Below are 24880 nucleotides of genomic sequence, written 5' to 3' on the forward strand. Positions count from 1 at the left end.
ATACTGACGGCTGACAACGAGCAAACATCGCGCGGCAAGGGACTGCCGCACCTTTTTCAGGCAGCTCACGGCATCCGCCAGCCAGGTCCTGAGAACCGCCCCCGACATCCCTCCGACGCATGCCAGACCAATACGCCGTCATCGGCAACCCCATCGCCCACAGCAAGTCACCCGCCATCCACGCCGAGTTCGCCCGCCAGACCGCACAGGATCTGGAGTACGGCCGCATCCTCGGCAGCCTGGAGGACTTCGCGGGAGACGTCAGGCAATTCATCTCCCAGGGCGGACAGGGGCTGAATGTCACCGTCCCCTTCAAGGAGCAGGCCTGGGCGCTCGCAGACCAGCGCAGCGCCAGGGCCGAGACCGCGGGCGCGGTGAACACCCTCATTCGGCTGGAGGATGGCCGCCTGCGCGGCGACAACACCGACGGCGTCGGCCTGGTGCGCGACCTGAGCGCGAATCACGGCTTCGACTTCGGAGGCGCCAGGGTCCTGCTGCTCGGCGCCGGCGGCGCCTCACGCGGCGTGCTCCTGCCATTGCTCGAGACAGGGCTCGCCGAGCTGGTCATCGCCAATCGCACGGCAGCCAAGGCCGTCGACCTGGCCGCGCTCGGCGCCCGGCTGGGTCCCGTCACCGGCTGCGGCCTGGATGCGCTTGCGGACAAGCGTTTCGACCTCATCATCAACGCGACCTCGGCCGGCCTGAGCGACACAGTTCCAGCCATCCCGGACGACGGTCTGCGGCCGGGCGGCTGGACCTACGACATGCTCTACGGCGACCAGCCCACCGCCTTCTGCCGCTGGGGCCAGGATCACGGCGCCAGCCGTGCCCTCGATGGCCTGGGCATGCTGGTGGAGCAGGCGGCCGAGTCCTTCTGGCTGTGGCGCGGCGTGCGCCCCGAGACCACAGGCGTCATCAAGGGGTTACGCGGCGCGAGCTAGCCTCGGGACCGAGCGTATCCGGCGCCTTGGGCAGGCCATCGGCAGCGCTTCCACAGCGACAGCCCTTCAACAACCGACTTGGGAGTCGAAGCGATGAAGACCGCGGTATTGGGCTTGGGACTCATGGGCGCAGAGATCGCCTTGCGCCTGAAGCGCCAGGGGCGTGACGTCCTCTGCTGGAACCGCAGCGCCGAGCGCTCCGAGGCGGCCCGCGAGCGCGGACTCGCCGCCCGGGCGACGGCGACGGAGGCCATCGCCGAATCCGAGATCACGCTCTTGGTCCTCAGCGACGCCGAGGCGATCCGCGCCACCCTCTTCGAGAGCGGGGACGCCGATGCCCTGGACGGCCGTATCCTCATCCAGATGGGCACCATCGCCCCCCGCGAGAGCCGCGAGATCGCCGGGCGTGTCGCCGCTCAAGGCGGTCAGTACCTGGAAGCGCCAGTCTTGGGCAGCCTGCCCGAGGCCCGCGAGGGCAGGCTCATCCTCATGGCCGGCGGCGACCCTGAGCTCTTCGAGCACTGCCTGCCGGTCTTCAGAGACCTCAGCCGCGATCCCCAGCGCATCGGCGAGATCGGGCAAGGCGCGGCCATGAAGCTCGCCATGAACCAGCTCATCGCCGGTCTGACCTCCACCTTCGCGCTCAGCCTCGGACTGGTGCGCCGCGAGGAGATCGACGTCGAGCAGTTCATGGGCCTGCTCCGCGACAGCGCCCTCTATGCCAAGACTTTCGACAAGAAGCTGGACAAGTATCTAAGCCATGAATACGGCGCGGCCAACTTCCCACTCAAGCACCTCCTGAAAGACGTCCGCCTATTCAAGCAGGTCGCCGAGGAGAGCTTCCTGGATACAGCCCTCATCGGCGCGATCGAAGACAGCTGCCGCCAAGCCGAGGCCTTGGGATTCGGTGATCAGGACTACTCGGCGCTCTACGAGGCCCTGTGTCCGGATCCCTATGGACCGTCCTCCTGAGACCCGACACCCATGCAGGATCTTCCCTTCACCCACAAGCCCGGCTGGCGCGAGCGCCACCTCAAGCGCAAGCACAGAAACCCGCTCTTCAGCTGGCCGGCGCAGCCCGTCGCGCCGGAACGGCTACTGCAGGCCCAGAAGGCCGACCACGAGGAGATGCTGGCCTTCGCCGAGAGCTTTCGCGCCCTGGTTCAGCGCGCCGTCGACCTGCCCCCGGATGCCGGGAGCGAGGAGGTCATCGCGCTCAAGGGCGAGCTCGAGCAGCACTACGAGCAGTCCTACGGCCTGCCCGAAGACCACAGCCAAGAGCGCCAGGCCATCCGCAAGCTGGTCGATCTCATCACCAAGGCCATTCGCCTTGCGGCAGGCGAAGACCCGGTCGCTCAGCAAGAGCTGGCCGACGAGGAAGCGGCCAGGACCATCCACCGACGCCTCCTCGAGCAGCCCCTGGTCGCCGACCTGCTGCGCCCCGACTCGGCCATCACCCCGGGAGAGCTGACAGCGACGCTGCTGAGCGCCCTGCCGAGCGAGGTCGAGGCTGCCATCGAGCTGTTCGATTCCGACCAGATCGCCCAGATCGCGGAAGAGGGCGCCAAGCTCGCAGACGACCGGGCCTGCAAGGGCGTCGACATGAGCCAGGCCCTGGAGCGACTCGCCCAGATCCTGACCCGGCTGAAAGCGGACTATCCCCAAGCCCACTAGCGTCGTAGGTTGGACGAGCCGAGCGAAGTCCACCGATCCGCGCCCCAGAGCCGGCGTGCGGCAAGCCGCTCCCGTAGGGTGGACGAGCCCCGAGCGAAGTCCACCAGCGCCCGAGTCGATGTCTGCATGAGCCTGCGGCAAGCGCAGCACCTGAGCTAAGCTCGCAAGGATTGCGTGATGAGTTTCACCGAGGGATCGCGATAGCCAGGTGACGACAGACCCGCCCATGACCGCGGCCGTCGAGGCCATGCTGGACGACGCACTGCTGCTGGACCTGGAGACGGGTCCCGACGGCGCCATCCACAAGATCGGCGCCATCCGCGCCGACCGCGACTTCCGCCGCCAGGGCCAATTCGACCTGCGGCAGGCCCTGACCCATCTCACCCACTTCGCCTCGGGCGCAGAGCGCGTCATCGGCCACAACCTGCTGGGCCACGACCTGCCGACCTTGCGCACCTGCGCCCCAGCGCTGGCACTGCTGGGCCTGCCCATCGTCGACACCCTCTACCTGTCCCCGCTGGTCTTCCCGCAGAATCCCTATCACCGCCTGGTGAAGGACTACAAGCTGGTCCGCGACAGCCTCGCCGATCCCGTCCAGGATTGCAGGCTCGCCGCGCGCGTGCTGCGCGAGCAGTGCGAGGAGCTGGTCCGCCGGGGCGCCTCGGGCGAGGCCGATCTCCTGCGGGTCCACCACTTCTGCTTCCGGGGCGCGACCCTGCTGGAGGCCAATGCGACCGGCGGGGACGGCATCGCCGACGTCTTCCGCCTGACCGGCGCCTCCCTGCCGAGCGTCGCCGAGGTCCGGGATACCTTACTGAGCCGCTGGCAAGGGCGCGCCTGCGCCACGGCGGCGCCCGGCCTCATCCTGGCGCATTTGAGCGATCCGGACCTGCGCCCGGTTCTGGCCTACGCGGCGGCCTGGATCGAGGTCGCCGGCGGCAGCTCGGTGCTGCCGCCCTGGGTCCGGCACCGCTTTCCGGCGACGGCCTCCCTGCTCAAGTCACTGCGCGAGGTGCCCTGCGAGGAGCCGGACTGCGCCTGGTGCCGCGAGACCCATGACCCCGTCGTGCAGCTCGGCCGCTGGTTCGGCTTCGACCGTTTCCGGGCGGCGCCAGCAACCGAGGACGGCGGCAGCCTGCAGCAGGCCATCGTCTCCGAGGGCATCGCCGACCGCCCGCACCTCGCCATCCTGCCGACCGGCGGCGGCAAGTCGCTCTGCTTCCAGCTCCCGGCCCTGGTGCGCCATCTGCGCCGGGGCACGCTGACCGTGGTCATCTCGCCCCTGCAGGCGCTGATGAAGGACCAGGTCGACAACCTAGTGAAGAAGACGGGCACCACGGCAGCGGCCGCCATCTACGGGCTGCTGACGCCGCCCGAGCGCGGCGACGTCATGGAGCGCGTGCGCCTGGGCGATATCGCCATTCTCTACATCTCCCCGGAGCAGCTGCGCAACCGCTCGGTCGCGGACCTGCTCGCGAGCCGCGAGATCGGCTGCTGGGTCTTCGACGAGGCCCATTGCCTGTCCAAGTGGGGCCACGACTTCCGCCCGGACTATCTCTACGCCGGGCGCTTCATCCGCACCCTGGCCGAGCGCCAAGGCGCGGAGCCGCCGCCGGTAGCCTGCTTCACCGCGACGGCCAAGCCCGACGTCATCGCCGAGATCCTGTCCTATTTCCGCGACGAGCTGAACCAGCCCCTGCACCTGTTCGAGAGCGGCGTCGAGCGCGACAACCTGGCCTTCGAGGTCCAGCTCGCCGGCCGCCACGAGAAGGACGCGCGCATCCACGAGATCCTGGTCGCCCACCTCGGCGAGCCGAGCCCAGAGCCCGACCCTGCCGCCGGCGGTGCCGTCGTCTACGCCGCCCGCCGCGCGCGTACCGAGGCGCTGGCCGACCGGCTGCAGCGCCAGGGCTGGGCGGCCGAGGCCTTCCACGCCGGTCTCCAGGCACCGGAGAAGAAGCGCATCCAAGAGGCCTTCGTCTCCGGCGAGCTGCAGGTGATCTGTGCCACCAATGCCTTCGGCATGGGCGTCGACAAGGAGGACGTGCGCGTCGTTATCCACGCGGACATCCCGGGGTCGCTGGAGAACTACATCCAGGAGGCCGGCCGCGCCGGGCGGGATCGCCAGCCCGCACGCTGCGTTCTGCTCTACGACGAGCAGGACGTCGAGGCCCAGTTCGGCATGGAGGCCCTATCCGAGCTCACCCGCCGCGACATCGCCGAGATCCTGCGCGGTCTGCGCCGCGCCAAGCGCGACGCCGACGACCTGGTGGTCGTCACCAGCGGCGAGCTGCTGCGCGACGAGGAGCTGAGGCTCGGCTTCGACGCCGAGGCCCGCGATGCCGATACCCGGGTGCGCATCGCCATCGCCTGGCTGGAGCGCGCCGGGCTGGTGCAGCGCGACGAGAACCGCACCCGCGTCTTCCAGGGGCGCCCGGCGGTCGCCAGCATGGAAGACGCGCAGACACGAATCGCCAGGCTCGGCCTGTCCCCGGCGCAGCAGGAGCGCTGGCTCGCCATCCTGGAGGCCATGCTCAACGCCGATCCGGACGAGGGCTTCACCGCCGACGAGCTGGCACGGCTCGCGACCTTCGCCCCGCCCGAGGCCGAGCAGGTGCCGCCCTGGGACCGTGGCGAAACCCCGGCCCAGCGCGTCATGCGCACCCTGCACGACATGGCCGGCGCCGGCCTGCTGCACGAGGGGCCTCAGCTCACCGCCTTCGTCCGCCACAAGGTCAAACGGCCGTCGCCGCAGATCCTGGAGCAGGTCGGCGCGCTCGAGCGCGCCATGCTGGATGCCCTGCGCGAGCAGGCGCCGGATGCCGAGACCGGCGACTGGCTGCCCCTCTCGCTGCGCCGGCTCAACCAGCACCTGCTCGACGCCGGCATGGACAGCAGCCCGGAGACGCTGCGCGCCCTGCTCAAGGGCCTGGCGCAGGACGGGCGCGGGCTGGCCGGGGCGCGCGGCAGCCTCGACCTGCGCCAAAGCGACCGCGACCACTTCCAGGTGCGGCTGCACCGCGACTGGCGCGCGCTCTGCGAGACCGCCGAGCGCCGCCGCGCCGTCGCGGGTCTGGTGCTGCGCGCCCTGCTGGCGAAGCTGCCCGCGGATGCCCCGGCCTCGGCCGAGCTGCTGGTCGCCTTCGGCACGGACGAGCTGACCCGAGCGCTGGCCGACGACCTGGTCCTGCGCGGGCAGGTGCGCGACCCGCTGGCCGCCATCGAGCGCGCGCTCGTCTTCCTGCACGAGCACGGCGCCATCATCTTGCACGGTGGCTTCGCCGTCTTCCGCGCCGCCATGACGGTGCGCCTGCTGCCGGAGGCAAAGCGTCGGCGCTACACCAAGGCGCAGTACCAGCCCCTGGCCCAGCACTATGGCGAAAGGATCTTCCAGGTCCACGTCATGGACGCGTATGCGCGCCTCGGCGCCGAGAAGATCCGCCAGGCGCTCGGGCTGGTCACGGCCTACTTCTCGCTGGGCAAGGAGGCCTTCGTGAAGCGCTTCTTCGCCGACCGCCGCGAGATGCTGCAGCGCGCGACCACGGCCGAGTCTTTCCGGCGCGTCGTCGATACCCTGGGCAGCCCGGCCCAAATCGAGATCGTCGCCGCGCCCGAGGACGGCAACCGGCTGGTCCTGGCCGGTCCGGGCGCCGGCAAGACCCGTGTCATCGTGCACCGCTGCGCCTATCTGCTGCAGGTGCTGCGGGTGCCCGCCCACCGGATCATCCTGCTCTGCTTCAACCGCTCCGCCGCGCTGGAGCTGCGCCGGCGGCTCGCCGAGCTGGTCGGCGACCTGGCGCGCGGCGTCACGGTGCAGACCTATCACGGCTTCGCCATGCGCCTGACCGGCCGCTCCTATGCCGAGCGCTCGAGCCGGGCGGGGGACGAGCGGCTGGACTTCGACCGCGTCATCGCGGATGCGGTGGACCTGCTCGAAGGCCGCGTCGACCTGCCGGGCGACATCGGACTCGACGACACCCGCGCCCGCCTGCTGGCCGGCTACAGACACATCCTGGTCGACGAATACCAGGACATCGACCAGGATCAGTACCGCCTGGTCGCGGCCATCGCCGGGCGCACCGCGGACGAGGACCCTCTGACGCTGCTCGCCGTCGGGGACGACGACCAGAACATCTACGCCTTTCGGGGCGCCAGCCTGGAGCACATCCGCCGCTTCCGGCAGGACTACGACGCCGAGCTGCACTATCTGGTCGAGAACTACCGCTCCAGCGGCCACATCATCGCCGCGGCCGGGGAGCTGATCGCCCACAACCGCGCGCGCATGAAGACCGAGCAGCCGATCCGCATCGACCGCCGCCGCGCGGACCAGCCGCCGGGGGGACGTTGGACGGACCTGGACCCGCTCGGCAAGGGCCGCGTCCTGGTGCTCGGCGCGGCCGACCCTGGCCGGCAGGCCGCCGCCCTGATCGCGCGGATGCGGGAGCTCAAACGGCTCGACGGACAGGATTGGCGCGACTTCGCCGTGCTCGCCCGCCGGCATGAGGTGCTCTGGCCCATCCGAGCGCTCTGCGAGCACGCCGGCATCCCGGCCGCCGTCCCCGGTGACCTCCCGGGCCTGCATCGGATTCGCGAGATCGACGCCTTTCTCGAAGCCCTGAAGCGCCAGGGTCGCGAGCCGATCGCCGCCGGGGCACTGGACGCCCTTCTACCAGAGCGTCCGAGTCTCTGGAGAACCCTGCTGGAGCGCCTGAGCGCGGACTGGCGCGCCGAGGCCGGCGGGGCCGAGGTGCCGGCCAGCGAGATCGCCGAATTCTGCTACGAGACCCTCGCCGAGCAGCGCCGCGAGCGCGTCCTCGGCGACGGCGTCCTCCTCACGACCCTGCACGGCGCCAAGGGTCTGGAGTTTCCCCATGTGCTCATCGCCGACGGCGGCTGGGGCAGCAACGGCGGCACCGACCGCGAGGACGAGCGGCGCCTCTTCTACGTCGGCATGACCCGCGCGAGAGAGACCCTGACCCTCGGCCAGATCGACGGGCAGCGCCATCCCCACATCCCGCTGCTCCAAGGCGATGCCCTCTTACGGATCGACACCCAGGTCGACCCGCCGCCAGCGGACATCATCGCCCGCCGCGATCACCGCCTCACCCTAGAAGACATCGACATCGGCTACGCCGGCCGGCAGCCGCCGGACGCGGCCATCCACGCCCGACTCGCCGCCCTCCACCCAGACGACCAACTGACCTGGCGAGTCGACCAGGGACGTCTGCTGCTGCTCGACGAATCCAGCCATCCCGTCGCACGCCTCTCACGCAAGGCCGCAGCCGCCTGGCTCCAGCGACTCGACCAGATCGAGCAGATTCAGGTCTTCGCCATCCTCCGCCGCGACCGCGCCCAGGCCACACCCGACTTCGCCGAGCGCCTGCGCTGCGAGCACTGGGAAGTCCCCCTGGCCGAGATCCGCTGGCGCCCCGAAAAGACCATAAAAAATCCATAAAAAACAAGGACTTAGGGTGGAAAAGCACAGCGCAGTCCACCAGCGACGGAGCGGGGTCGGTGGACTTCGCCCTGGCTCGTCCACCCTAGGTCCTCCCAGCGCTTTAGCTGGTTCAGGTGTGCGGCCCGCGCAGGGACTGCTCGTATTCGTCCATGAAGTGGTAGAGGGAGCTTTCGAGCACCTTGACGGCGCCGTTGATGAGGTGGCAGCGGCCGGAGCCTGGGAGGATGGTGCAAAGGTTGATGAGGCTGTCGAGGTCGGAGCGGGTGCCTTGGCCGGTACCGATGCGGTTGAGGAGCTGGGACATGTAGTAGGTGCCGGTCTTGCAGGAGGGGCACTGGCCGCAGGACGAGGAGGCGAAGAAGCTGACGTACTCGCCGACCTTCTTGACGATGCCGGTACCCTGGGAGACGGCGATCATGGCCCCGGTGCCGAGCGCGGAGCGGCGGGCGGCGACGGACTCGAAGTCCATGGGGACGTCGATGTCCTTGGGCGTCAGGATGGTGTTCGACGGGCCGCCGGTGAAGACGGCCTTGAGCTTCTTGCCGACCAGCATGCCCTCGCCGTAGCGGTAGAGCAGGTCGGAGAGGGGCGTGCCCATGGGCAGCTCGTAGACGCCCGGGCGCAGGACGTCGCCGCTGAGGCTGTAGACCTTGGTCCCGGCGGCATCGCCCAGACCCTGGCGGCGGAACCAGTCGACCCCGTTGCGCAGCAGGTGCGGGAGGTTGCTCAGGGTCTCGACGTTGTTGATGAGGGTGGGGCGGCCGTGGACACCGTGCTCCGTGGGGTAGGGCGGCTTGACGCGCGGAAAGGGGAACTTGCCTTCGACCGACTCGATGGCGGCGGTTTCCTCGCCCCCGATGTAGTGGCCCGAGCTGGGCTGGACGCGGTAGACGACCTGGAATCCCGTGGCGCGCGCGATGCGCTCCGGCCACTCCGACTGCTGCCACTGGTGCAGCGCGCGGCGGACCGCGTCGATGGCGCCGGTCAGGTGCGGGTTGATGTAGAAGACGATCTGCTGGATGCCGCAGGCGAGGGCGGCGATGGTCGCGCCCTCGATGAGCTGGTGCGGACACTCCTCCATCAGCACCCGGTCCTTGAAGGTGCCGGGCTCGTCCTCGTTGCCGTTGCAGATGAGGTACTTCTCGCCCGTCTGCGCGGCGACCGCGCTCCACTTCACCCAGGTCGGAAAGCCGCTGCCGCCCAAGCCGCGCAGGTCGGCCGCCTTGACCATGTCGAGGATGCGGCCGGGGTCTTCCAGCGCGGCCTCGAGACCGCTGCCGCCGACGTCCCACAGCCAGGCGTCGAAATCGGCGCCGACCCGGCAGGAGGGCTGGAGCAGGACCTGATCGAGGACGGGTGCCTCATCCATCGTCGTCCACCCTGGTGTTGCGGCGCAGGCCGTCGTAGTCGGAGTCCTTTTCGAACTTGGCGTACTCGGGGAAGAGCAGGGGACTCTGCTGGGTCAGGGGCATCTGGGCGAGCATCAGCTCGCGGCGGAAGGCCCGCAGGTGCTCGAGCGAGACCTTCTTCTGGCGCATCCCGACGCCATGCACGCGCTTGGCCGCCGCCGTCCCGGCGCGCCGGCCGAAGCTGATGATCTCGAGCAGGGAATTGCCCATGAGGCGATTGCGCCCGTGCACGCCGCCGCAGACCTCGCCGATGCAGTAGAGACCCGGCACGGTGCTGGCACCCTGTCGATTGATGACGACGCCGCCGTTCTGATAGTGCAGGGTTGGGTAGATGAGCATGGGCTGCTCGCGCGGGTCGATCCCCGACTTGGTCCCGAGGTGCAACAGCTTGGGGAAGCGCTGCTCGATGATGCCTGGGTGGCGCAGCTCGATGCTCGGCGTATCCAGCCAGACGCCGGATTCGCCATGACCGGCATCGACACCACGGCCCTCGGCGCACTCCCGGATGATGGCCGCGGCGACGTGATCGCGCGGGCGCAGCTCGTCGATGAAGCGCTCGCAGGCGGCGTTTAGGAGATAGGCGCCGGCCGAGCGCACGCCCTCGGTGATCAGGGTGCCGCCGAGATGGTGCGGGTAGGCGAGACCGGTCGGGTGGTACTGGAAGGTGTCCAGGTCGCGCAGCTTGGCGCCGAGCCGGTAGGCCAGCACCAGGCCGTCACCCACAGCACCGAAATGGTTCGAGGTCGGAAAGCCGTTCAGGTGCAGCCGGCCGATGCCGCCGGTGGCGACGATGACGGACTTGGCCTTGATCAGGCTGTACCTGTAGTCCTTGAGCGAGGAGAGCACGGCACCGGCGCAATGGCCGGACTGGTCGGAGAGCAGCTCGACGGCCGGGCAGTAGTCCCAGACCTCGACGTCGCTGTTGAAGACGGCCTCGCGCAGCACCCGCATCATCTCCAGCCCGGTGTAGTCGCGGAAGTAGAGCACGCGCGGCGCGGAGGTCCCGCCGGCGCGTCGGGCCAGGAGATCCCCATATTGGTCGAGGTCGAACTGCATCCCCTGCTGGATGAGCCAGCGGATGACGTCCGGCCCGTCCATCACCATCTGGGCGGCCAGCTTGCGGTCGATCTGGCCGCTGGCGCCCTTGACGGTGTCGTCATAGTGCATCTGCGGCGTGTCGTCCTTCTCGACCGAGGCCTGGATGCCGCCCTCTGCCATGACGGTGTTGCTGTCGCCGAGCCTCAGCTTGGTTGCGAGAATGACCCGAGCGCCGGCGCGCGCGGCCTCCAGCGCGGCCGAGCAGCCGGCGCCGCCGCCGCCGATGACCAGCACGTCGGTCTCGACCTCGGCGGACGCGGCAAGGTCCGCCTCGTCGATACGCGAGTCGCTTTGCAGCACGTCCGCGAGCTGGCGATGGCAGGGGTCGCCGGCATTGGGGCCGACGGTCAGCTCGACGAAACGGTCCGGGATGTAGTCCGGGTGGTAGCGCTCCAGCAGCGCGTCACCGAGCTCGGCCGAATCCGGCAGGGGCCGCTCGGCGAGTGGCTGGTAGCGCCGGATCGCGGCGTCGTATGGAGTGTTGGTCGCCATGGGATCGACAGCCTTGAGCGGCGGCTACTCGACGACCTGCAGCTCGCCCTTGCGCATCTTCTCGAGCCGGTTGATGAGGTTGGACGGACGGGTGTGGAAGTAGGCCGTGACCCGGCGCGAGAAGAGGGCCACATGGTTGGGGGTGATCAGCTCCGGGCAGGCGGTCTGGCAGAGGTTGCACATGACGCATTGCACGAAGAGCTCGCCGGCCTCGCGGAAGCGGCCCTTGACGGCCAGCTCCACGCCCTTCTCGACATCGATGTCCTTGGGGCAGGTGGTGGTGCAGCCGCCACAATGCCGGCACTGCGCCGCCTCCGGGAAGATCTCGTGGAACTTGGCCTGGACCTCCCAGGAGTTGGGGATCTCGTCCAGGCGGTAGGTCTGATAGGGCGGGATGGGATAGATGAGAAAGCTCACGTCCATGCCTTCCTCGATCAGCAGCTCGCAGCCCAGCTCGGTCGATACCTCGCTGCTCTCGGCGCGGCGGACGAAGACGCGGCAGGAGCCGCAAACGCCCTGCAGACAGCCGACGCCCTTGACGCGTGGATAGCCCGCATACCAGAGGGCCTGGATCACGGAGAGGGCCTCAGGCGCGCAGATGTCCTTGCCGTTGATCCTGAGATTGATGAGCTTCTTGGCGTCTTCTGTCATTCGTCGCACCAACAGGGACCGAGAACCGAGCAGAGGGCGCAGGGAGGGGCATGGCTCGGGGCGTCTCCCACGCGCGGGGCAGAGTAGCACATGGGCGGCCGGGGTGTGGACTGACCCGGATTGTGCTCGGCTTCGGTGGGGGCGCATCTGGGTTGGCGGAGCTCCCCTGGAACGCCGTCGCGGCGAGGCGCCGCTCCCACTTGGAACGCTGCCGGTCCTCGCCTCCCGGCAACCGAGGCCGGCATTCTCAGGCAACAGCACCCGGTCAGCTCGCGCCAGTGCTTTGCTGCCCGACTACCGGCCCGAGCGCCGCCTGCCGCGCGTCGCCCGTTCGATCGGGGTCTGCAACGGCAGGCCTCCGCGCAGGACATGGACCAGAAACCCGAGCAGACCGAGCGCCGTGCCCGCCGCCGCGACGACCACGAGCCAGATCATCCACGGGTAGACCAGGGCGCCGAAGAGACAGGCGAAAAGGGCGAACACCCATAGCGGGAGGTCGAGCATCAGGCGTGTGAGCACTTGTATTGGAGCACCTCGCGTCAGTTCGACTTGCCTAGCCCGCTCTCCTCGGCAATCGGGTATCTCCGGCGATGATCGGCAGCCTCGCATCCGAGGTTGAGCGCAGCTGAGTCGAGGATCGCCTTAGCGTGCGGATCGTTCATTTCACGCGCTCGCACATGGAGCCCGGTGATCGCATCGCGCTGTCTTGGTATCGATCGCGACGACTGCGGGCGAGGGCTCAGGATAGTTGCCGTTCGGTGCAGCTTAGCGGCTCTCCGTCGAAGCCGCTGTAAACTGGCTCAAGGTATCCAGGCGCTCGAGGTCGACTCCTCGAGACCGAAGGTGTGCGATCAGCGAATCGAGCCCGCCGTCCTTCGAGATCACCCGAAACACCCCGCCCGGATCCTGCTAGACCAGCTCGCCCAGATAGAACGCCAAGTGGAAATCCAGCGCGTTGCGCCCGCTCGCGGCGATTTTGACGTAGCGGCCAGGCTCGCCGAGCTGCTGCAGACAGGAGCTGGGTCTCCCCGGTCGGAGTCAAAGCCGCCCTGATACAGCAGTTAAACCGCGTCCAGAATTAGAATCGTAGTTCTTCTGGAACCGGTGCCGATCAGAAGTACGCATCCCGAACTTGACGCGGTTTAGAAGGGATCAGCGCCGTGCGGGAGAGCTGATACGAGTGGGTCGGTTCCGGCCAAAACGCCTGGGTAGATCTCGAAGGAGGGTCGGCTCACTCATATGGGTGAGCCACCGCCTTCCTGGGGTAGAAAAAGCCCTTTATGCAGTTCGGGTGACGGATGCAGAGCTGGATATGATTCTTCTCCTTGAAGCCAGCCCCAGGGTACAGATCCTCGCCTTCCCAGAAGACGCCACGCACCGACTCATAAGGTGGCTTTCCTTCGCGCTTGCGCTGCAGATGCAGGAAATTGATCACCGCGCAATCAAGCTCTCGGAGCAGGATATCGCGACTCTTGCAGAAGGTCGGCACTTTGTTGTTTGGCAAGGGCTTGCCGGCGGCGTCCAGTGTGCCTTTGAGCGTTTGAGAAGCTGTCTGGAAATCATGGTCGAGACATTTGTAGGGGCGAATTCATTCGCCCTTGGTCCGGCGGTCGGGCGAATGAGTTCGCCCTTACAGCTTTTTCCAGACAGCTTCTGATAGGCACTCGCCAAGTAGGACAGGGACTCGCTGTCGGTCAGATCTAGGCAATATCCAAGGTGGATCGCCGCGCCGATCACGACCGCGTTTGGGGTGTCGCGATCCTTCGCAAAGCGTTCGGCGCGGTGCAGGCTGTTCTCCCAAAAATACATCCCATGCCCAAGCCAATCGTAGTTGTTCTCGCTGGGCCTGAATGGGCTGTCCGGGTGCTCGACCAGGAGCCGCGCCGTTTCCTCTGTCGTTGCGTGAAAACCAAAGACTAGACTTGGACTTCTTCGATACATTCGGATGGCTCGCGCTCGAAGAGCGCGCGGTACGGATCGGCGATCTCCCCGTCATCCGTCATGATCCCGGCCTCTTTGAGCGCCTGACGCGCGGCTTCCGGCGAGGCCGTCACCTCACGTCGAAACTTGCGCATGCTGTGAATATTCTCGGCAGCCTCTGAGCGTGTCATGCTCCATCCCCCCAGGGTCTTCGTCTAGGCGCGACGAATCCGCCGGATGGGGTGTCCATCCAACGGAATGGTGTCCGATGCTGTTGGGCGCTTCAAAATGTGGAAGCGCGTGGTCTATTGTGTGCCGCCGCTGCTTCAGACACAAGATATTGTGTCAAGCACTTGACAGCCGGCCAATTTTGCTGAATGAAAATCTTAGCATGGGCCCAGATGGGGATGGCAGAGAAAAGGCAAAGCCTTTCCCCTGCAGAATGCCCGACGCGGGGCTTACGGCGATCGACGGGAGCGGCCGAGGCGGCTAGGCGGCTGCGCCCGCCTTGGTCGACGTGCCGCGTCGCTTGCGGGTGGGCTTGGGCTGCTCGGCGCGCGCGGCGCGGATGCGCTCCAAGAGCACGGAGGCCGGCTCGTCGTTCGGGTCCTGGGGGACCAGCTCGCCGCGGAAGGCTTTGGCGAGGTTGGCTTGGTCGAGGTGGTCGAGGTGGTGGATGGCTTGCTGGCACTTTCTCTCCACGATACCTAACCATGTCAGGGCTTTTTCAATCTTCTTGACGATCTCTTCAGCTTCTTGGGCGGAAGGTATCGGCACCGGCAAAGATGAAAGTTTGCTCTTGCTAATCGACGCTAAATTGGTGGTTTGCTTACCTTCCGAAAAGAAATAGTCCTGCCCAAACTCATTGGCGTAGTAAGAAAGGAACTTTGGCGGAAAACCAGCAATCTTCAGGCGAACCCGGAAAACATGGTTTTGGTGAATGCAAGGCGATACCTCTTCGCCCCAAATCCAACCTCTGCCTAGCTTGTCCCTATCACCACCTTCGTTCATTAGAACGTCGCCTTTCTTCAGTAGGAGACGTTTGATCTCGCTTTCCGTTGCAAAGACTTTTTTGACCTCCTTAAGGTTCAAATGTCCTCTTTGGACATTCGCGACGCGAAGATACGGGACCACCGTAAGAGCCTCACCCTCTTTTCGTTTCTTGCCGAGCGCGAGACCGCTCTGAATATCTGAAATGTCCTGCAATTTGCAGAGCGTCCAATCGCTAGGCAATTCGCTAGTCGGCCTTGAGAGAGTCGAACCAAGATTCTGGCGGCGCCAATCTTCCGTCAAATCCCCCCGAAACGCCGCCTCCAAAATCGCCTTCTTGTACTGCTCGATCAGGCGCGGGATCTGGGACAGCTCCTCGCGGGCGCGGCGGGTGCGCTCGAAAAGACTGTCCAGCTTGACGACGATGCGGCGTTGTTCTTTGATCGGAGGAAGACAAATGTGGAATGCTTTCACCTCTGGGAAATAGATTGTGGTATGCGTCGAGCCCTTCCCAAAGCGACGAATGTCATCGCCTTCCGCTAAGAGCGCGTACATCAGGAATCGAGGATCCAGCCCCTCATTGCAGGTCCAAGTTACGAAGTCCTGGCTTGTGGCCATGTCACGCGCCATTTGAACGACGTAGCCAACTGATGCGGTTCGTGAGAGGCATACTGTTCCCGCTGGCAGCAAGCGTGCTGCGGAGTTTGCAAGCCCTTCAGGCGTAACATGCTGTGAGGTGTCGCTTATTGTTGAGCCGTGGTGCTTGGATGCGTCTCGTATACCGATCCAGGGAATCTCCCCATTCCAGTAAGTCGACTCACTTCTGCTGGGAGTATGACCAGTACCCAACACTGACAAGTCATACAAAGAGGTCCATATCCAACCTCTTGGAGCTGGGAGGTCCGGACACCCAACGGACAGTGCTGCGCGTCCAGGAATGACTGTTTCTGTGGCTGCTCTGCCGCTCACGCTGCCGTTTCCTGTGCTTGATCCATCTCCTCCGTCAATCCCTCGATCTCCTCCAGCTCCGCGCGCAGGTGTCCCGTGATGGCGGCGTCGATGTCCTCGGGCTCGGTCAGGCGCTCCTCGATGTCCTCGCTCTCGTCGCGCAGCCAGGCGATGTCCACGCGCTCCCAGGCTACAGCCTGGGAGCCAGGAGAGGTACTGGAGACAATCTGTAATGTTCCATCAGAGATCACGAGTGACATGCGCCACAGACTCCTTCAACTGGTTATGCCACAACGTGCTCCTCCGGGAGACGATGCTCCAGATCATTGCGATAGAGGTCGATGACCGGGAAGCAGAGATCGTAGTCGCCCCACACCAGATCACCGTACTCGATACGAAAGGCCGCGAAGCGGTCCGGATCGAGGTAGGCGCGCAGATCGGGGTGCCGGGCATGCGACAAGAATGGCTTGAAATCGATCGTCTGCTCTCGACCATCGGAGAAGCCGAGACGTAATCGAAGGTCGCCAACTTGCTCCGCCGATACGACCTGAATGGGGGGCGATGTCATTTCAGTCTCCCTCTATGCGCTCGGCGCCGCGGTCTCCGCAGTTGCCTCGATCTCCTCCGTCAGCCCCTCGATCTCCTCCAGCGCCGCGCGCAGGTGCCCCATGATGGCGGCGGCGATGTCCTCGGGCTCGGTCAGGCGCTCCTCGATGTCCTCGCTTTCGTCGCGCAGCCAGGCGATGTCGAGGTTGTCGTTGCGCGCCTTGATCTGCTCGCGGGTGAAGCAGCGGAAACGCCCGGTCTCGCCCTCGTCGGTGCGCGCGGCCTTGCCGTGCGGGTCGGCGCCGAAGGCGGCCTCGAAGGCGGCGAAGTCTGCGGTGGTGAGTGGCCGGGTCTTGCCGAAGGCGGGCATGTTGGCGCGCAGATCGTAGACCCAGATGGCCTGGGTGTTGGCCTTGTCGGTCTGGCCACGGGTGAGGAAGAGGACGTTGGTCTTGACGCCTTGGGCGTAGAAGATGCCGGTCGGCAGGCGCAGGATGGTGTGCAGGTCGCACAGCTCCATCAGCCAAGTGCGCAGGCGCCGCCCGGTGTTGTCCTCGAACAGGACGTTATCCGGCACCACCACGGCAGCGCGTCCGCCGCGCTTGAGGGCGCGGACGATGTGCTCGACGAAGGCGAGCTGCTTGTTCGAGGTCTCGTTGGTGATGGAGAAGTCGGCGCGGTTCGGCCGGCCGCCGCCCTTCTTGGTGCCGAAGGGCGGGTTGGTGAGGATGAGATCCGCCTTGCCGAGGGACTCGCCATCCGGCGAGAGGGTGTCGGCGCAGCTCACGCGGCTCTCGATGCCGTGGAGCATGAGGTTCATCAGGCAGAGGCGGTGGGCGTCCGGGACCAGCTCGGCGCCGGTGTAGGCGAGGTGGCGCTGAAAGAAGGCCTGGTTTTCGTTCAGGGTGAAGAGGTCGTCGGTGCGCTGCTTGATGTCGTGGTCGGCGGCGACCAGGAAGCCGCCGGTCCCGGCGGCCGGGTCCTGGATCTTCTCGCCCGGCTGCGGCTGCATGAGCCGGACCAGGCAGTCGATCAGGGGGCGGGGGGTGAAGTATTGGCCGGCGCCGGACTTCTTCTCGGCGGCGTTCTTCTCGAGCAGGCCCTCGTAGAGGTTGCCGAGCCCTTCCTCGCGCGCGGAGAACCAGTCGAGCTTGTCGATGGCCGAGGTCAGGGCCTTGAGGTTTGCGGGCTTGCGCAGCTTGGTGTTGGCGTCGGCGAAGATGGCGAGGATGGTCTGGTCCTGGGTCTTCTTGGTGTCGCCGAGGTCGAGCAGCAGGCGGCGGTAGTATTCGAGCTGCTCGAGGCCCTCGCGCTTGGCCAGCGCGTCCCAACCGTAGCCGTTGGGGATGCGTGCCTCGCGCCCGGTCTCCTGCATCATCTTGAGGAAGAGCAGAAAGGTCAGCTCGGTGACGTACTCGTTATAGGTCACCCCGTCGTCGCGCAGGATATGGCACAGGCTCCAGAGCTTGGCGACGATGTCGCGGGTCAGGGTGTCGGTCACGCGGTCTCTCTCCACAATGCTTCGTTGAAGTCACTCAGAACGGCCTCGAGCTGGCCGTCGAAGACGCCGTTGAGACGCTTGAACCCGCCTTGCGCCTTGAAGGGCTCATGGTCGAGCGCCTCGCGGTCCACCACGATCTCGCGCGCGATCTGCTTGGCGATGCGCTGGAGCCACTTGCGCTGGGGATCCGTCCAGGCGTGCTGGGCCAGGATGCGCTGCATGGCCCGGCGGACGCGCTCCTCGAAGGGGATGAGGGCGTCACCCAAGGCGGCCTGGCGCACGAAGCCGATGATGGAGGCGGCGATCTCTTCGTTCTTGGCATCTTGCCAGGCGCGGCGCAGGTTGGCATCCGAGTAGCCGAGCTTGTCCAGCTCCAGGCGCAGCTCGCGGAGCTGGACGCGGGTGAGCTCGCGCGGGCGCTGGACCACGACCTTGAGCGCGGCGATGGTGTTCAGATTGTTGCGGACGAAGCTGGTGAAGCCGTCGAGGAAGTCCTCGGGCTTGGTGGCGCTGCCATAGCCTCGGGCGACCTCCATCACCCTGTCGTCGTGGTTGGAGATGGGGATGAAGTACGAGCCGCCGCCCTGCGGGTCCCAGTCGAGGATGGGTCCCAGGCCGGGCTTACTGCGGGCCCAGGCGGCCATCGCGGCCGGCGGGTCCGCGGCGAGGCGCCGCAGCGTGTCCTCGGGCGTCTCGCCGGCGTTGGCCTCGTATTGCGCGCGGGCCTCTTCGCTCAACTTCGGCAGCCGGCGGCGCAGCTTGACGAGGATCTGGTCGCGGATCTCGGCGCGGTGGTCTTCGTCCTCGACCTCGGCCAGCTCTTTGAAGAGCTGCGCGAAGCTGATCGAGGGATTGACCACCACAGGGCGCATCTGGCTCAGGCCCTGCAGATGGGCATAGAGGTCTACGGCGTCGAAGATGCGGAAGGTCTGCTTGTCGATCTCGTCGCAGCGCCGGGTGGCGCGGCCGAGCATCTGCTCGTAGAGGATGCGGCTGTTGACGCGGCGCAGGAACACCAGGTGGGTGATCTTGGGCACGTCGATGCCAGTGGTCAGCAGGTCGACGGTCACCGCGATCTTGGGCAGATCGTCGTTGCGGTAGGCGCGGATCAGGGCGCCGACCTTGTCGACGCTGCCGGTGATCTTGCGGATGGCGGCGTCCTCGATCGACCCGTATTTTGCCGCGTAAGCCTGCTTGAGCTGATCGACGACGATGTCGGCATGGGCGTCGGTGGCGGCGAAAATCAGGGTCTTGCCGGGGAGCGCCGGGTCGATGTGCTTGACCAGCTCCTCGGCCACGACCTTGTTGAAGTTGACGGTGACCACCTGGCGGTTGAAGGCCTCCACCTCGAAGTCGACCGCGTCCGGGGCATGGGCCAGGTCGATCTGTCCGGTCTTGGTGTCGAGCAATTGCAGCTGCTCGCCGCGCGCGAAGTGGATGCCGTTCTTGGCAAGCTCGGTGGTGATCTGAAGCGGCGGCTCGTGGTCGATCAGGTGGCCGTCGATCACGGCCTCGCGGTAGGAGTAGGTGTAGACAGGGTCGCCGAAGATCTCGACGGTGTGCAGCGCGGGTGTCGCGGTCAGGCCGATCTTGACCGCGTCGAAGTGCTCCAGGACGCGGCGGTATTTGGAGACGTAGTCGGCCTCGCTGCGGAAGCTCAGCTCGCCGTCGGAGAACTCGCGGTCGAGCAGGTAGCCGCGGTGACACTCGTCGATGACGATGAGGTCGTACTGGTCGATGGGCGGTACCTCTGCCGGGTCGTCGTTGTAGAGCACGCGGCGGACCAGGCCTTGGATGGTGCAGATGTGGACCTTGGTCTCGGGCTCCGGGGCGACGGTCTCCAGGCCCTTGAGATCGAAGATGTCGGCGAAGGTCTTGGTGCCGACCACCTTGGTCGAGGAGAACTCCCCGCCGGTCTGCTGGCCGAGGGCGCTGCGGTCCACCACGAAGCAGACGCGACGGAAGCGCTTGGCGTTGAGCAGGCGATAGAGCAAGGCGATGGCGAGCTTGGTCTTGCCGGTGCCGGTCGCCATCGCGACCAGCAGGACGCGCGATCCCCGCGCGAGACTGTCCTCGACGGCCAGGATGGCCTGCTGCTGGTAATGGCGCAGGTCGAAGCCGAAGACCATGGGCTGGGTCTTGAGGGCCTGCTGCGCGGCCTCGGCGTCGATCTCCAGCCGGGCCTTGAGCCCGTCGGGTGTGGGCCAGTCGGTGAGGGCGCGGCGCAGGTGCGTGGCCTTGCGGGTGTCGCGGAGCCAGATGCCGCTCTCGGTCTCGATCTGCTTGAGATAGGGGCGGCCGTTGGTGGCGAAGACGAAGGGGACCCGGTAGGCGTCCCAGGGTCCGCCGCTCGGCTCGGCCTCGCCCGGCTGTAGCTGAATATCGCGGGCATAGCGCTCCGCTTGGTCGATGGCGGCGGAGACATTCTTGCGGGAGCGCTTGGCCTCGACCGTGCCGAGGCACTGCAGGCCGTAGAAGAGCGCATAGTCGGCGGGGCCGCTGTCGGTCGGCCATTCCGCGATCGCCATCGCCTTGCCCTTGATCGGTCGGGCGCCCTGGCTGTAGCGGAGCGTCTTGGTATCGGTCTCCCAGCCGCGCGCGCGGAGCTGCTCGTCGATGAGCGCACGGGTCGCGGTCTCGTCGAGATCGATCGCCAGGGCGGCCCGCTCGGCCTGTTGCTGTTGCTGGGCCTTCTGCTGGGGCGTTGCCTGAGCCGCCGCGCTCTGGAGCGCGAGCAGGTCGGCCATCGCGGCGTTCTTCTGCGCCTCCGCCTCTTCGGCCATCTCGGCCCACAGCGCCTGCTCCTCGGCCAGGCGCTGGGCGCGGGCCTCGGCGCTTTCGTGCGCGCGCTTGGCCGCCTCGGCCGCTTCTCTGGCTTCCTCCGCCTCACTGAGCAGGTGTGCTCGCTCAGCGCGCAGTTGCTCAAGCTCCTCCTGGAGTGCCGCCGTAGCGCGCTCCGGCGTGCTCGGAGGAACGAAAGGGCCGGGCTTGAAGCCTGCGTCCTTCCCGAACGAGCGGTGGAGCCAGATCGCCAACTGGCGGGCGATCTTCAGCGCGGCCAGGGCTTCCCGGTGGTCGCCTAGACCTTCATGGGTCGCGCGGTTGCCGACGATGCGCAAGTGATGGAAGAGATCCAGAACGTCGGGCGAGGCCGCGCGCTCGAGCTTGAGGCGGCGCAGCAGCTCCGCCTGCGGCTCGTCGGGCGTTGCCAGCAGACCCGTCCGCGCCGCCGTCTGGCGGGCCAGCTGCTCGCCGAGCTGCCGGAGCTTGATGAGACAGGTGCTGGGGTCGTCGGCGAAGTAGCGCTCGGCCAGGGCGGCGAGTCGATCGAGCTGGGGGTCGTAGCCCTGGAGAAAGCCGAAGTTCAGGGAGTGGACATCCGCGTGCATCATGGCGATATCCAGCCTCTTTGCCCGAATCTGGCCCTCGGTGAGCGCGGCATCCTTTTCCTCCCTTCACGCCGATCTGCCGGAAATATTACCGCGAGGAATGTTGCGAGACGCGACCCTGCGGGAAAAACCTTGCGCTCGGTCACGATTCGGGCCGGGACGGCGCCCCTGCATGCTGTCTGCGCTGCATCCATCGCGATCTCCGAGGCGTTTCGCCTGCCTGACTTCTCTGCGTTAGGGCCGCGCCCGGCTCGACACGCCTTCGGGCCTCCAGGCGTTAGCGGAGCATCATGGACCTCCCGACCGCCATGGGTTGTTGGGACGGCAGTTTAGAGAAATCGCTTTAGGCATTGGCTGCAGGTCTCCAAGCCCGACCGGGGCTAAGCCGTTCTTTCGCGGCCAGCCCGCGTCCTTCCACCCCGTTTCGAGATCGGATATAGGCTCAATAATGAGAAAGGTTTGCATTTACAAAACATGAAAACTATTATGAGAATCATTCTTGATAACATTTACTGAGTATCCTTGTCATGAATCAGTGCCTCCCGCTGCAAGCTGTCGATTCCCTTGAGAAGCCGCCGTCGCAAGACGATCCGCGGGTCCAGGATGAAGACGCTCCGCAAGTCGCCGTCGCCTCGGCCGACACCAAGACGTTCCCCCTTAGCATGGCCAGCGACGGAGAGCAGGTCCGGATCGCGCGATTGCTGGGCGGGAAGGGTCTGGCGATGCGGCTGACGGAGCTGGGCCTGAATCAGGGAACGGAGATCAGCGTGGTGCAGCGTCAGGGCGGAGGACTGGTCGTGGCGCGCGGCGGGACGCGCATCGCGCTCGGCGGTGGGATGGCGATGAAGATCTTGGTGAATGGAGCCGGATGATGAGCACGACCTTGAAGGATTGCGTGGTGGGTTACCGGGGCCGTGTGGCCGGATTTCAGGCGGGTGGCGGCGCCTATCGCCGCAAACTGCTCTCCATGGGGCTGACGCCCGGCGTGCTCATGGAGGTCGTGCGGGTCGCCCCCATGGGCGATCCGGTGGAGGTCCGGGTGCGCGGGACCTCGGTCAGCCTGCGGCGGGACGAGGCCGCCGTCCTGGAAGTGGAGTCCGCGTGATGAAGGATGCCTATACCATCGGCGTCGTCGGCAACCCGAACTGCGGCAAGACGACCCTCTTCAACGCCCTGACGGGCTCCAAGCAGCGCGTCGGGAATTGGCCCGGCGTGACGGTGGAGCGCAAGATCGGCCGTTATCGGTTCGCGGATCTCGACTTCACCCTCATCGACCTCCCGGGGACCTATTCGCTGGACGTATCGGATGCCTCCGTCTCCCTGGACGAGCGCATCGCGCGCGACTTCGTCCATGCCCGCGAGGCCGACCTCATCCTCAATATCCTCGACGCGGGGAGCCTGGAGCGAAACCTCTACCTGACGACCCAGCTCATCGAGATGGGACGGCCGGTCGTGGTGGCCCTCAACATGATGGATGTCGCCGAGGAGCGCGGGCTCAAGATCGATCCCGAAGCGCTCGCGCAACGGCTCGGCTGCCGGGTAGTGCCTGTCGTCGCGGCGACCGGGCAGGGGATCAAAGAGCTGCGGCGCGCGCTGCTGGACGAGTCGGAGCGCGCGCTGACGACAACGGGCTTGGGTCCCGCCAAGATCTCCTATGGGCCCGAGCTCGATCGGGTGATTGACGCTCTGGAGCCGCGCCTGGCGGAGATCGCGCGCGACCAAGCGGACCCGCCACGTTGGCTCGCGGCGCGTCTGATCGAGGGTGACGACCTGGCAGAGAGCCTGGTCGGCGACCGCATCGGTCGCGACGAAGTCCGCGGCCTCTTGGGCGACGCGGCGGACGACGCGGACATCCTCTTCGCGGACGCCCGCTACAGCTTTGCGCACGCCGTGACGCAAGCTGCGGTGACGCACTCGGGCCAGGCATCGCGCAGCCTGTCGGACAAGCTGGACCAGGTCATTCTCAACCGCGCGCTGGGCATCCCGATCTTTCTGCTGGTGATGTACCTGATGTTCATGTTCACCATCAACATCGGGGGCGCCTTCATCGACTTCTTCGACATCGCGGCCGGAACGCTCTTCGTCGACGGCACGGCCGAGGTGCTGGCGTCCATGGGCACGCCCGAGTGGCTGATCGTGCTGCTGGCGAATGGCATCGGCGGCGGAATTCAGGTGGTCGCGACCTTCGTTCCCATCATCGCTTTCCTCTACCTCTTCATGTCGGTGCTGGAGGACTCGGGCTACATGGCACGCGCGGCCTTCGTGATGGACAGGCTCATGCGCGCCATCGGGCTGCCCGGGAAGTCATTCGTCCCGCTCTTGGTCGGCTTCGGCTGCAACGTGCCGGCCATTATGGCGACCCGGACGCTGGAGAATCAGCGCGATCGCATCCTGACGGTGCTCATGACGCCCTTCATGTCCTGCGGCGCGCGCCTGCCGGTCTACGCGCTCTTCGCGGCCGCCTTCTTCACGGCTGGGGCTCAAAACATCGTCTTCGCGCTCTATCTCATCGGCATCGCGGCCGCCGTGCTGACCGGCTTCATCCTCAAGCGGACGCTGCTGGAGGGTCAGACGATGCCCTTCGTGATGGAGCTGCCGCCCTATCATCTGCCGACGCTCAAGGGCGTGCTGCTGCGCACCTGGGACCGCACCCAGGGCTTTGTCTTCCGCGCCGGCGCGGTCATCGTGCCCATGGTGCTGGTGCTCAACGTGCTGAACAGCACGGGGACGGACGGCAGCTTCGGCAACGAGGACAGCGAGCGCTCGGTGCTCGCCTCCATCGGCCGCACCATCGCCCCGGCATTCGCGCCCATGGGGCTGGATGCGGAGAACTGGCCGGCGACGGTCGGCATCTTCACCGGCATCCTGGCGAAGGAGGCCGTGGTGGGAACGCTGGACGCGACCTACTCCGCGCTCGGTGAAGCGGATCAGGGCATTGCCGCGTCCGCGGAGGGAGAAGCCAGCTATGATCCGGTCGCAGGTCTGAAGGAAGCCGCGGCGACCATTCCGGCCAACCTCGGAGACGCCCTGGGCGGCTGGGCCGACCCACTCGGCTTGAGCATCGGGGATGTCAGCGACGCGCAGGCCGCCGCCGAGGCACAAGAGGTCACGACAGCGACCTTTGGTGCCATGGCGGCACGCTTCGACGGGGCGGCCGGGGCCTTCGCCTATCTCCTGTTCATCCTGATGTACGCGCCCTGCGTCGCCGCCATCGCCGCGATTCATCGCGAGACCTCCCCCGGCTGGACGCTCTTCGCAGTGGTCTGGACGACGGGACTGGGCTATTCATCCGCGACCCTTTTCTACCAAGCGGCCATATTCGCGCGCGACCCCGTCAGCTCCGGTGCTTGGATCGCCGGTATGCTTGCCCTGCTTGCAGCGACGGTCATCGGTCTACGCTGGTGGTCGCGGCGCGAGCCTGACGTCGGCGCACTTGCGCGAGACGCCGCCTAAGGAGACACGCCCATGATTATCACGCAGCTCTCACGCTACCTGCAGGACAGCGGCCAGGCCGCGTTGCGAGATCTCTCACATCATTTCGACTCCGACCCGGACGCCTTGCGCGGCATGCTCAATACGCTGGAGCGCAAGGGCAGGGTGCGCAAGCTGCCCGCCAATTCGCCTTGCGCGGGCGGCTGCTGCAAGTGCGATCCGGCGTCGGTCGAGATCTATGAGTGGGTCGGGTGAGCCTAGAGGAATGCGAGCCGCGGCGTCGATCATCGATTGGCCCGATCTCTCGCTGTAGATACTCTGTTTCGAAGCAAGTCCAATTTGCGTCCAATCCATAAGAAAGCTCGATGGGCGTCGACATTGCTGCGGAGCCGAATCTCGCGCATCAGAGCCACTGTCTGGCTGAGCATTCC

At 66.6% G+C, this 24880-nt stretch carries 20 protein-coding genes; 9 read left to right on the plus strand and 11 right to left on the minus strand.

What is annotated here, in order from left to right:
• The first annotated feature begins 119 nt into the window (after positions 1-119).
• The 4 genes from aroE (at position 120) to G3446_RS06755 (ending at position 8070) form a co-directional block, all read left to right on the plus strand.
• A complete protein-coding gene (gene aroE / locus G3446_RS06740; RefSeq protein WP_164451962.1) occupies positions 120-941 on the plus strand; it encodes a shikimate dehydrogenase in 822 nt (273 codons plus the stop codon).
• A 93-nt stretch (positions 942-1034) separates the two neighbouring features.
• Positions 1035-1913: an NAD(P)-dependent oxidoreductase gene (locus G3446_RS06745; RefSeq protein ID WP_164451965.1), complete on the plus strand. Its 879-nt coding sequence runs from the start codon at positions 1035-1037 to the stop codon at positions 1911-1913.
• Positions 1914-1925: 12 nt separating this feature from the next.
• A complete protein-coding gene (locus tag G3446_RS06750) occupies positions 1926-2615 on the plus strand; it encodes a hypothetical protein (RefSeq protein ID WP_164451967.1) in 690 nt (229 codons plus the stop codon).
• A 226-nt stretch (positions 2616-2841) separates the two neighbouring features.
• On the plus strand, positions 2842-8070 hold the full coding sequence (locus G3446_RS06755) for a RecQ family ATP-dependent DNA helicase (RefSeq protein WP_164451968.1): 5229 nt from the start codon (positions 2842-2844) through the stop codon (positions 8068-8070).
• A 112-nt stretch (positions 8071-8182) separates the two neighbouring features.
• Here the strand turns inward: G3446_RS06755 and G3446_RS06760 are convergent, their stop codons facing one another.
• The 5 genes from G3446_RS06760 to G3446_RS29435 form a co-directional block, all read right to left on the minus strand.
• Complete coding sequence (locus G3446_RS06760) at positions 8183-9442, minus strand: complex I 51 kDa subunit family protein (RefSeq protein ID WP_164451970.1); 1260 nt, start codon at positions 9440-9442, stop codon at positions 8183-8185.
• A complete protein-coding gene (locus tag G3446_RS06765) occupies positions 9435-11072 on the minus strand; it encodes an FAD-dependent oxidoreductase (RefSeq protein ID WP_164451972.1) in 1638 nt (545 codons plus the stop codon). The genes G3446_RS06760 and G3446_RS06765 overlap by 8 nt, the downstream gene beginning before the upstream one ends.
• A 24-nt stretch (positions 11073-11096) precedes the next feature.
• Positions 11097-11723: a 2Fe-2S iron-sulfur cluster-binding family protein gene (locus tag G3446_RS06770; RefSeq protein WP_164451974.1), complete on the minus strand. Its 627-nt coding sequence runs from the start codon at positions 11721-11723 to the stop codon at positions 11097-11099.
• A gap of 294 nt (positions 11724-12017) precedes the next feature.
• Positions 12018-12242, minus strand: a complete 225-nt coding sequence (locus tag G3446_RS06775) for a hypothetical protein (protein WP_164451975.1) — start codon at positions 12240-12242, stop codon at positions 12018-12020.
• A 390-nt stretch (positions 12243-12632) separates the two neighbouring features.
• Positions 12633-12734, minus strand: coding sequence for a PIN domain-containing protein (locus tag G3446_RS29435; protein WP_483414734.1), 102 nt, complete (start codon positions 12732-12734; stop codon positions 12633-12635).
• Positions 12735-13035: 301 nt separating this feature from the next.
• Between G3446_RS29435 and G3446_RS06780 the strand changes: the two genes are divergently transcribed.
• A complete protein-coding gene (locus tag G3446_RS06780; protein ID WP_164451977.1) occupies positions 13036-13380 on the plus strand; it encodes a hypothetical protein in 345 nt (114 codons plus the stop codon).
• A gap of 259 nt (positions 13381-13639) precedes the next feature.
• Here G3446_RS06780 and G3446_RS06785 read toward each other — a convergent pair whose 3' ends face one another.
• The 6 genes from G3446_RS06785 to hsdR all read right to left on the minus strand — a co-directional run bounded on the left by G3446_RS06785 (position 13640) and on the right by hsdR (position 21020).
• Positions 13640-13834 carry a hypothetical protein gene (locus G3446_RS06785; protein ID WP_164451979.1) on the minus strand — a complete coding sequence of 65 codons (195 nt, stop codon included), beginning with the start codon at positions 13832-13834 and terminating at the stop codon, positions 13640-13642.
• Between the two features lie 298 nt (positions 13835-14132).
• On the minus strand, positions 14133-15602 hold the full coding sequence (locus tag G3446_RS06790) for a restriction endonuclease subunit S (protein ID WP_342450056.1): 1470 nt from the start codon (positions 15600-15602) through the stop codon (positions 14133-14135).
• Complete coding sequence (locus G3446_RS06795; RefSeq protein WP_209262298.1) at positions 15599-15841, minus strand: hypothetical protein; 243 nt, start codon at positions 15839-15841, stop codon at positions 15599-15601. The genes G3446_RS06790 and G3446_RS06795 overlap by 4 nt, the downstream gene beginning before the upstream one ends.
• Positions 15842-15864: 23 nt before the next feature.
• Positions 15865-16149, minus strand: coding sequence for a DUF2442 domain-containing protein (locus tag G3446_RS06800; RefSeq protein ID WP_164451983.1), 285 nt, complete (start codon positions 16147-16149; stop codon positions 15865-15867).
• A 12-nt stretch (positions 16150-16161) separates the two neighbouring features.
• Entirely contained in the window at positions 16162-17628 is a 1467-nt protein-coding gene (locus G3446_RS06805) for an N-6 DNA methylase (RefSeq protein ID WP_164451986.1), read from the minus strand.
• The gene (hsdR, locus tag G3446_RS06810) at positions 17625-21020 is read right to left on the minus strand and encodes a type I restriction-modification system endonuclease (RefSeq protein WP_245232353.1); all 3396 of its coding nucleotides are present in this window, start codon (positions 21018-21020) and stop codon (positions 17625-17627) included. The genes G3446_RS06805 and hsdR overlap by 4 nt, the downstream gene beginning before the upstream one ends.
• Positions 21021-21544: 524 nt before the next feature.
• On the opposite strand from hsdR, the gene G3446_RS27585 reads away from it, so the two are divergent.
• From G3446_RS27585 to G3446_RS06830, 4 genes are read left to right on the plus strand one after another with little or no spacing between them, the layout of a single operon-like run.
• Positions 21545-21889 (plus strand): FeoA family protein, encoded by a 345-nt coding sequence (locus G3446_RS27585; RefSeq protein WP_209262299.1) that lies wholly within the window; start codon positions 21545-21547, stop codon positions 21887-21889.
• On the plus strand, positions 21889-22122 hold the full coding sequence (locus tag G3446_RS06820; protein ID WP_164451988.1) for a FeoA family protein: 234 nt from the start codon (positions 21889-21891) through the stop codon (positions 22120-22122). The genes G3446_RS27585 and G3446_RS06820 overlap by 1 nt, the downstream gene beginning before the upstream one ends.
• A complete protein-coding gene (gene feoB / locus G3446_RS06825) occupies positions 22122-24470 on the plus strand; it encodes a Fe(2+) transporter permease subunit FeoB (RefSeq protein ID WP_164451990.1) in 2349 nt (782 codons plus the stop codon). Before G3446_RS06820 ends, feoB begins: the two co-directional genes overlap by 1 nt.
• Before the next feature lie 12 nt (positions 24471-24482).
• Positions 24483-24704, plus strand: coding sequence for a FeoC-like transcriptional regulator (locus G3446_RS06830; protein WP_164451992.1), 222 nt, complete (start codon positions 24483-24485; stop codon positions 24702-24704).
• Positions 24705-24880: the final 176 nt, after the last annotated feature.

The sequence above is a fragment of the Thiorhodococcus minor genome, assembly GCF_010820565.1.
GTDB lineage: Bacteria > Pseudomonadota > Gammaproteobacteria > Chromatiales > Chromatiaceae > Thiorhodococcus > Thiorhodococcus minor.

Excerpts from the sequence above, each read along its gene's own strand:
- aroE (WP_164451962.1), top strand. The coding sequence starts at position 120 with ATGCCAGACCAATACGCCGTCATCGGCAACCCCATCGCCCACAGCAAG.
- G3446_RS06745 (WP_164451965.1), top strand. The coding sequence starts at position 1,035 with ATGAAGACCGCGGTATTGGGCTTGGGACTCATGGGCGCAGAGATCGCC.
- G3446_RS06750 (WP_164451967.1), top strand. The coding sequence starts at position 1,926 with ATGCAGGATCTTCCCTTCACCCACAAGCCCGGCTGGCGCGAGCGCCAC.
- G3446_RS06755 (WP_164451968.1), top strand. The coding sequence starts at position 2,842 with ATGACCGCGGCCGTCGAGGCCATGCTGGACGACGCACTGCTGCTGGAC.
- G3446_RS06760 (WP_164451970.1), bottom strand. The coding sequence starts at position 9,442 with ATGGATGAGGCACCCGTCCTCGATCAGGTCCTGCTCCAGCCCTCCTGC.
- G3446_RS06765 (WP_164451972.1), bottom strand. The coding sequence starts at position 11,072 with ATGGCGACCAACACTCCATACGACGCCGCGATCCGGCGCTACCAGCCA.
- G3446_RS06770 (WP_164451974.1), bottom strand. The coding sequence starts at position 11,723 with ATGACAGAAGACGCCAAGAAGCTCATCAATCTCAGGATCAACGGCAAG.
- G3446_RS06780 (WP_164451977.1), top strand. The coding sequence starts at position 13,036 with ATGATTCTTCTCCTTGAAGCCAGCCCCAGGGTACAGATCCTCGCCTTC.
- G3446_RS06785 (WP_164451979.1), bottom strand. The coding sequence starts at position 13,834 with ATGACACGCTCAGAGGCTGCCGAGAATATTCACAGCATGCGCAAGTTT.
- G3446_RS06795 (WP_209262298.1), bottom strand. The coding sequence starts at position 15,841 with ATGTCACTCGTGATCTCTGATGGAACATTACAGATTGTCTCCAGTACC.
- G3446_RS06800 (WP_164451983.1), bottom strand. The coding sequence starts at position 16,149 with ATGACATCGCCCCCCATTCAGGTCGTATCGGCGGAGCAAGTTGGCGAC.
- hsdR (WP_245232353.1), bottom strand. The coding sequence starts at position 21,020 with ATGATGCACGCGGATGTCCACTCCCTGAACTTCGGCTTTCTCCAGGGC.
- G3446_RS27585 (WP_209262299.1), top strand. The coding sequence starts at position 21,545 with ATGAATCAGTGCCTCCCGCTGCAAGCTGTCGATTCCCTTGAGAAGCCG.
- G3446_RS06820 (WP_164451988.1), top strand. The coding sequence starts at position 21,889 with ATGAGCACGACCTTGAAGGATTGCGTGGTGGGTTACCGGGGCCGTGTG.
- feoB (WP_164451990.1), top strand. The coding sequence starts at position 22,122 with ATGAAGGATGCCTATACCATCGGCGTCGTCGGCAACCCGAACTGCGGC.
- G3446_RS06830 (WP_164451992.1), top strand. The coding sequence starts at position 24,483 with ATGATTATCACGCAGCTCTCACGCTACCTGCAGGACAGCGGCCAGGCC.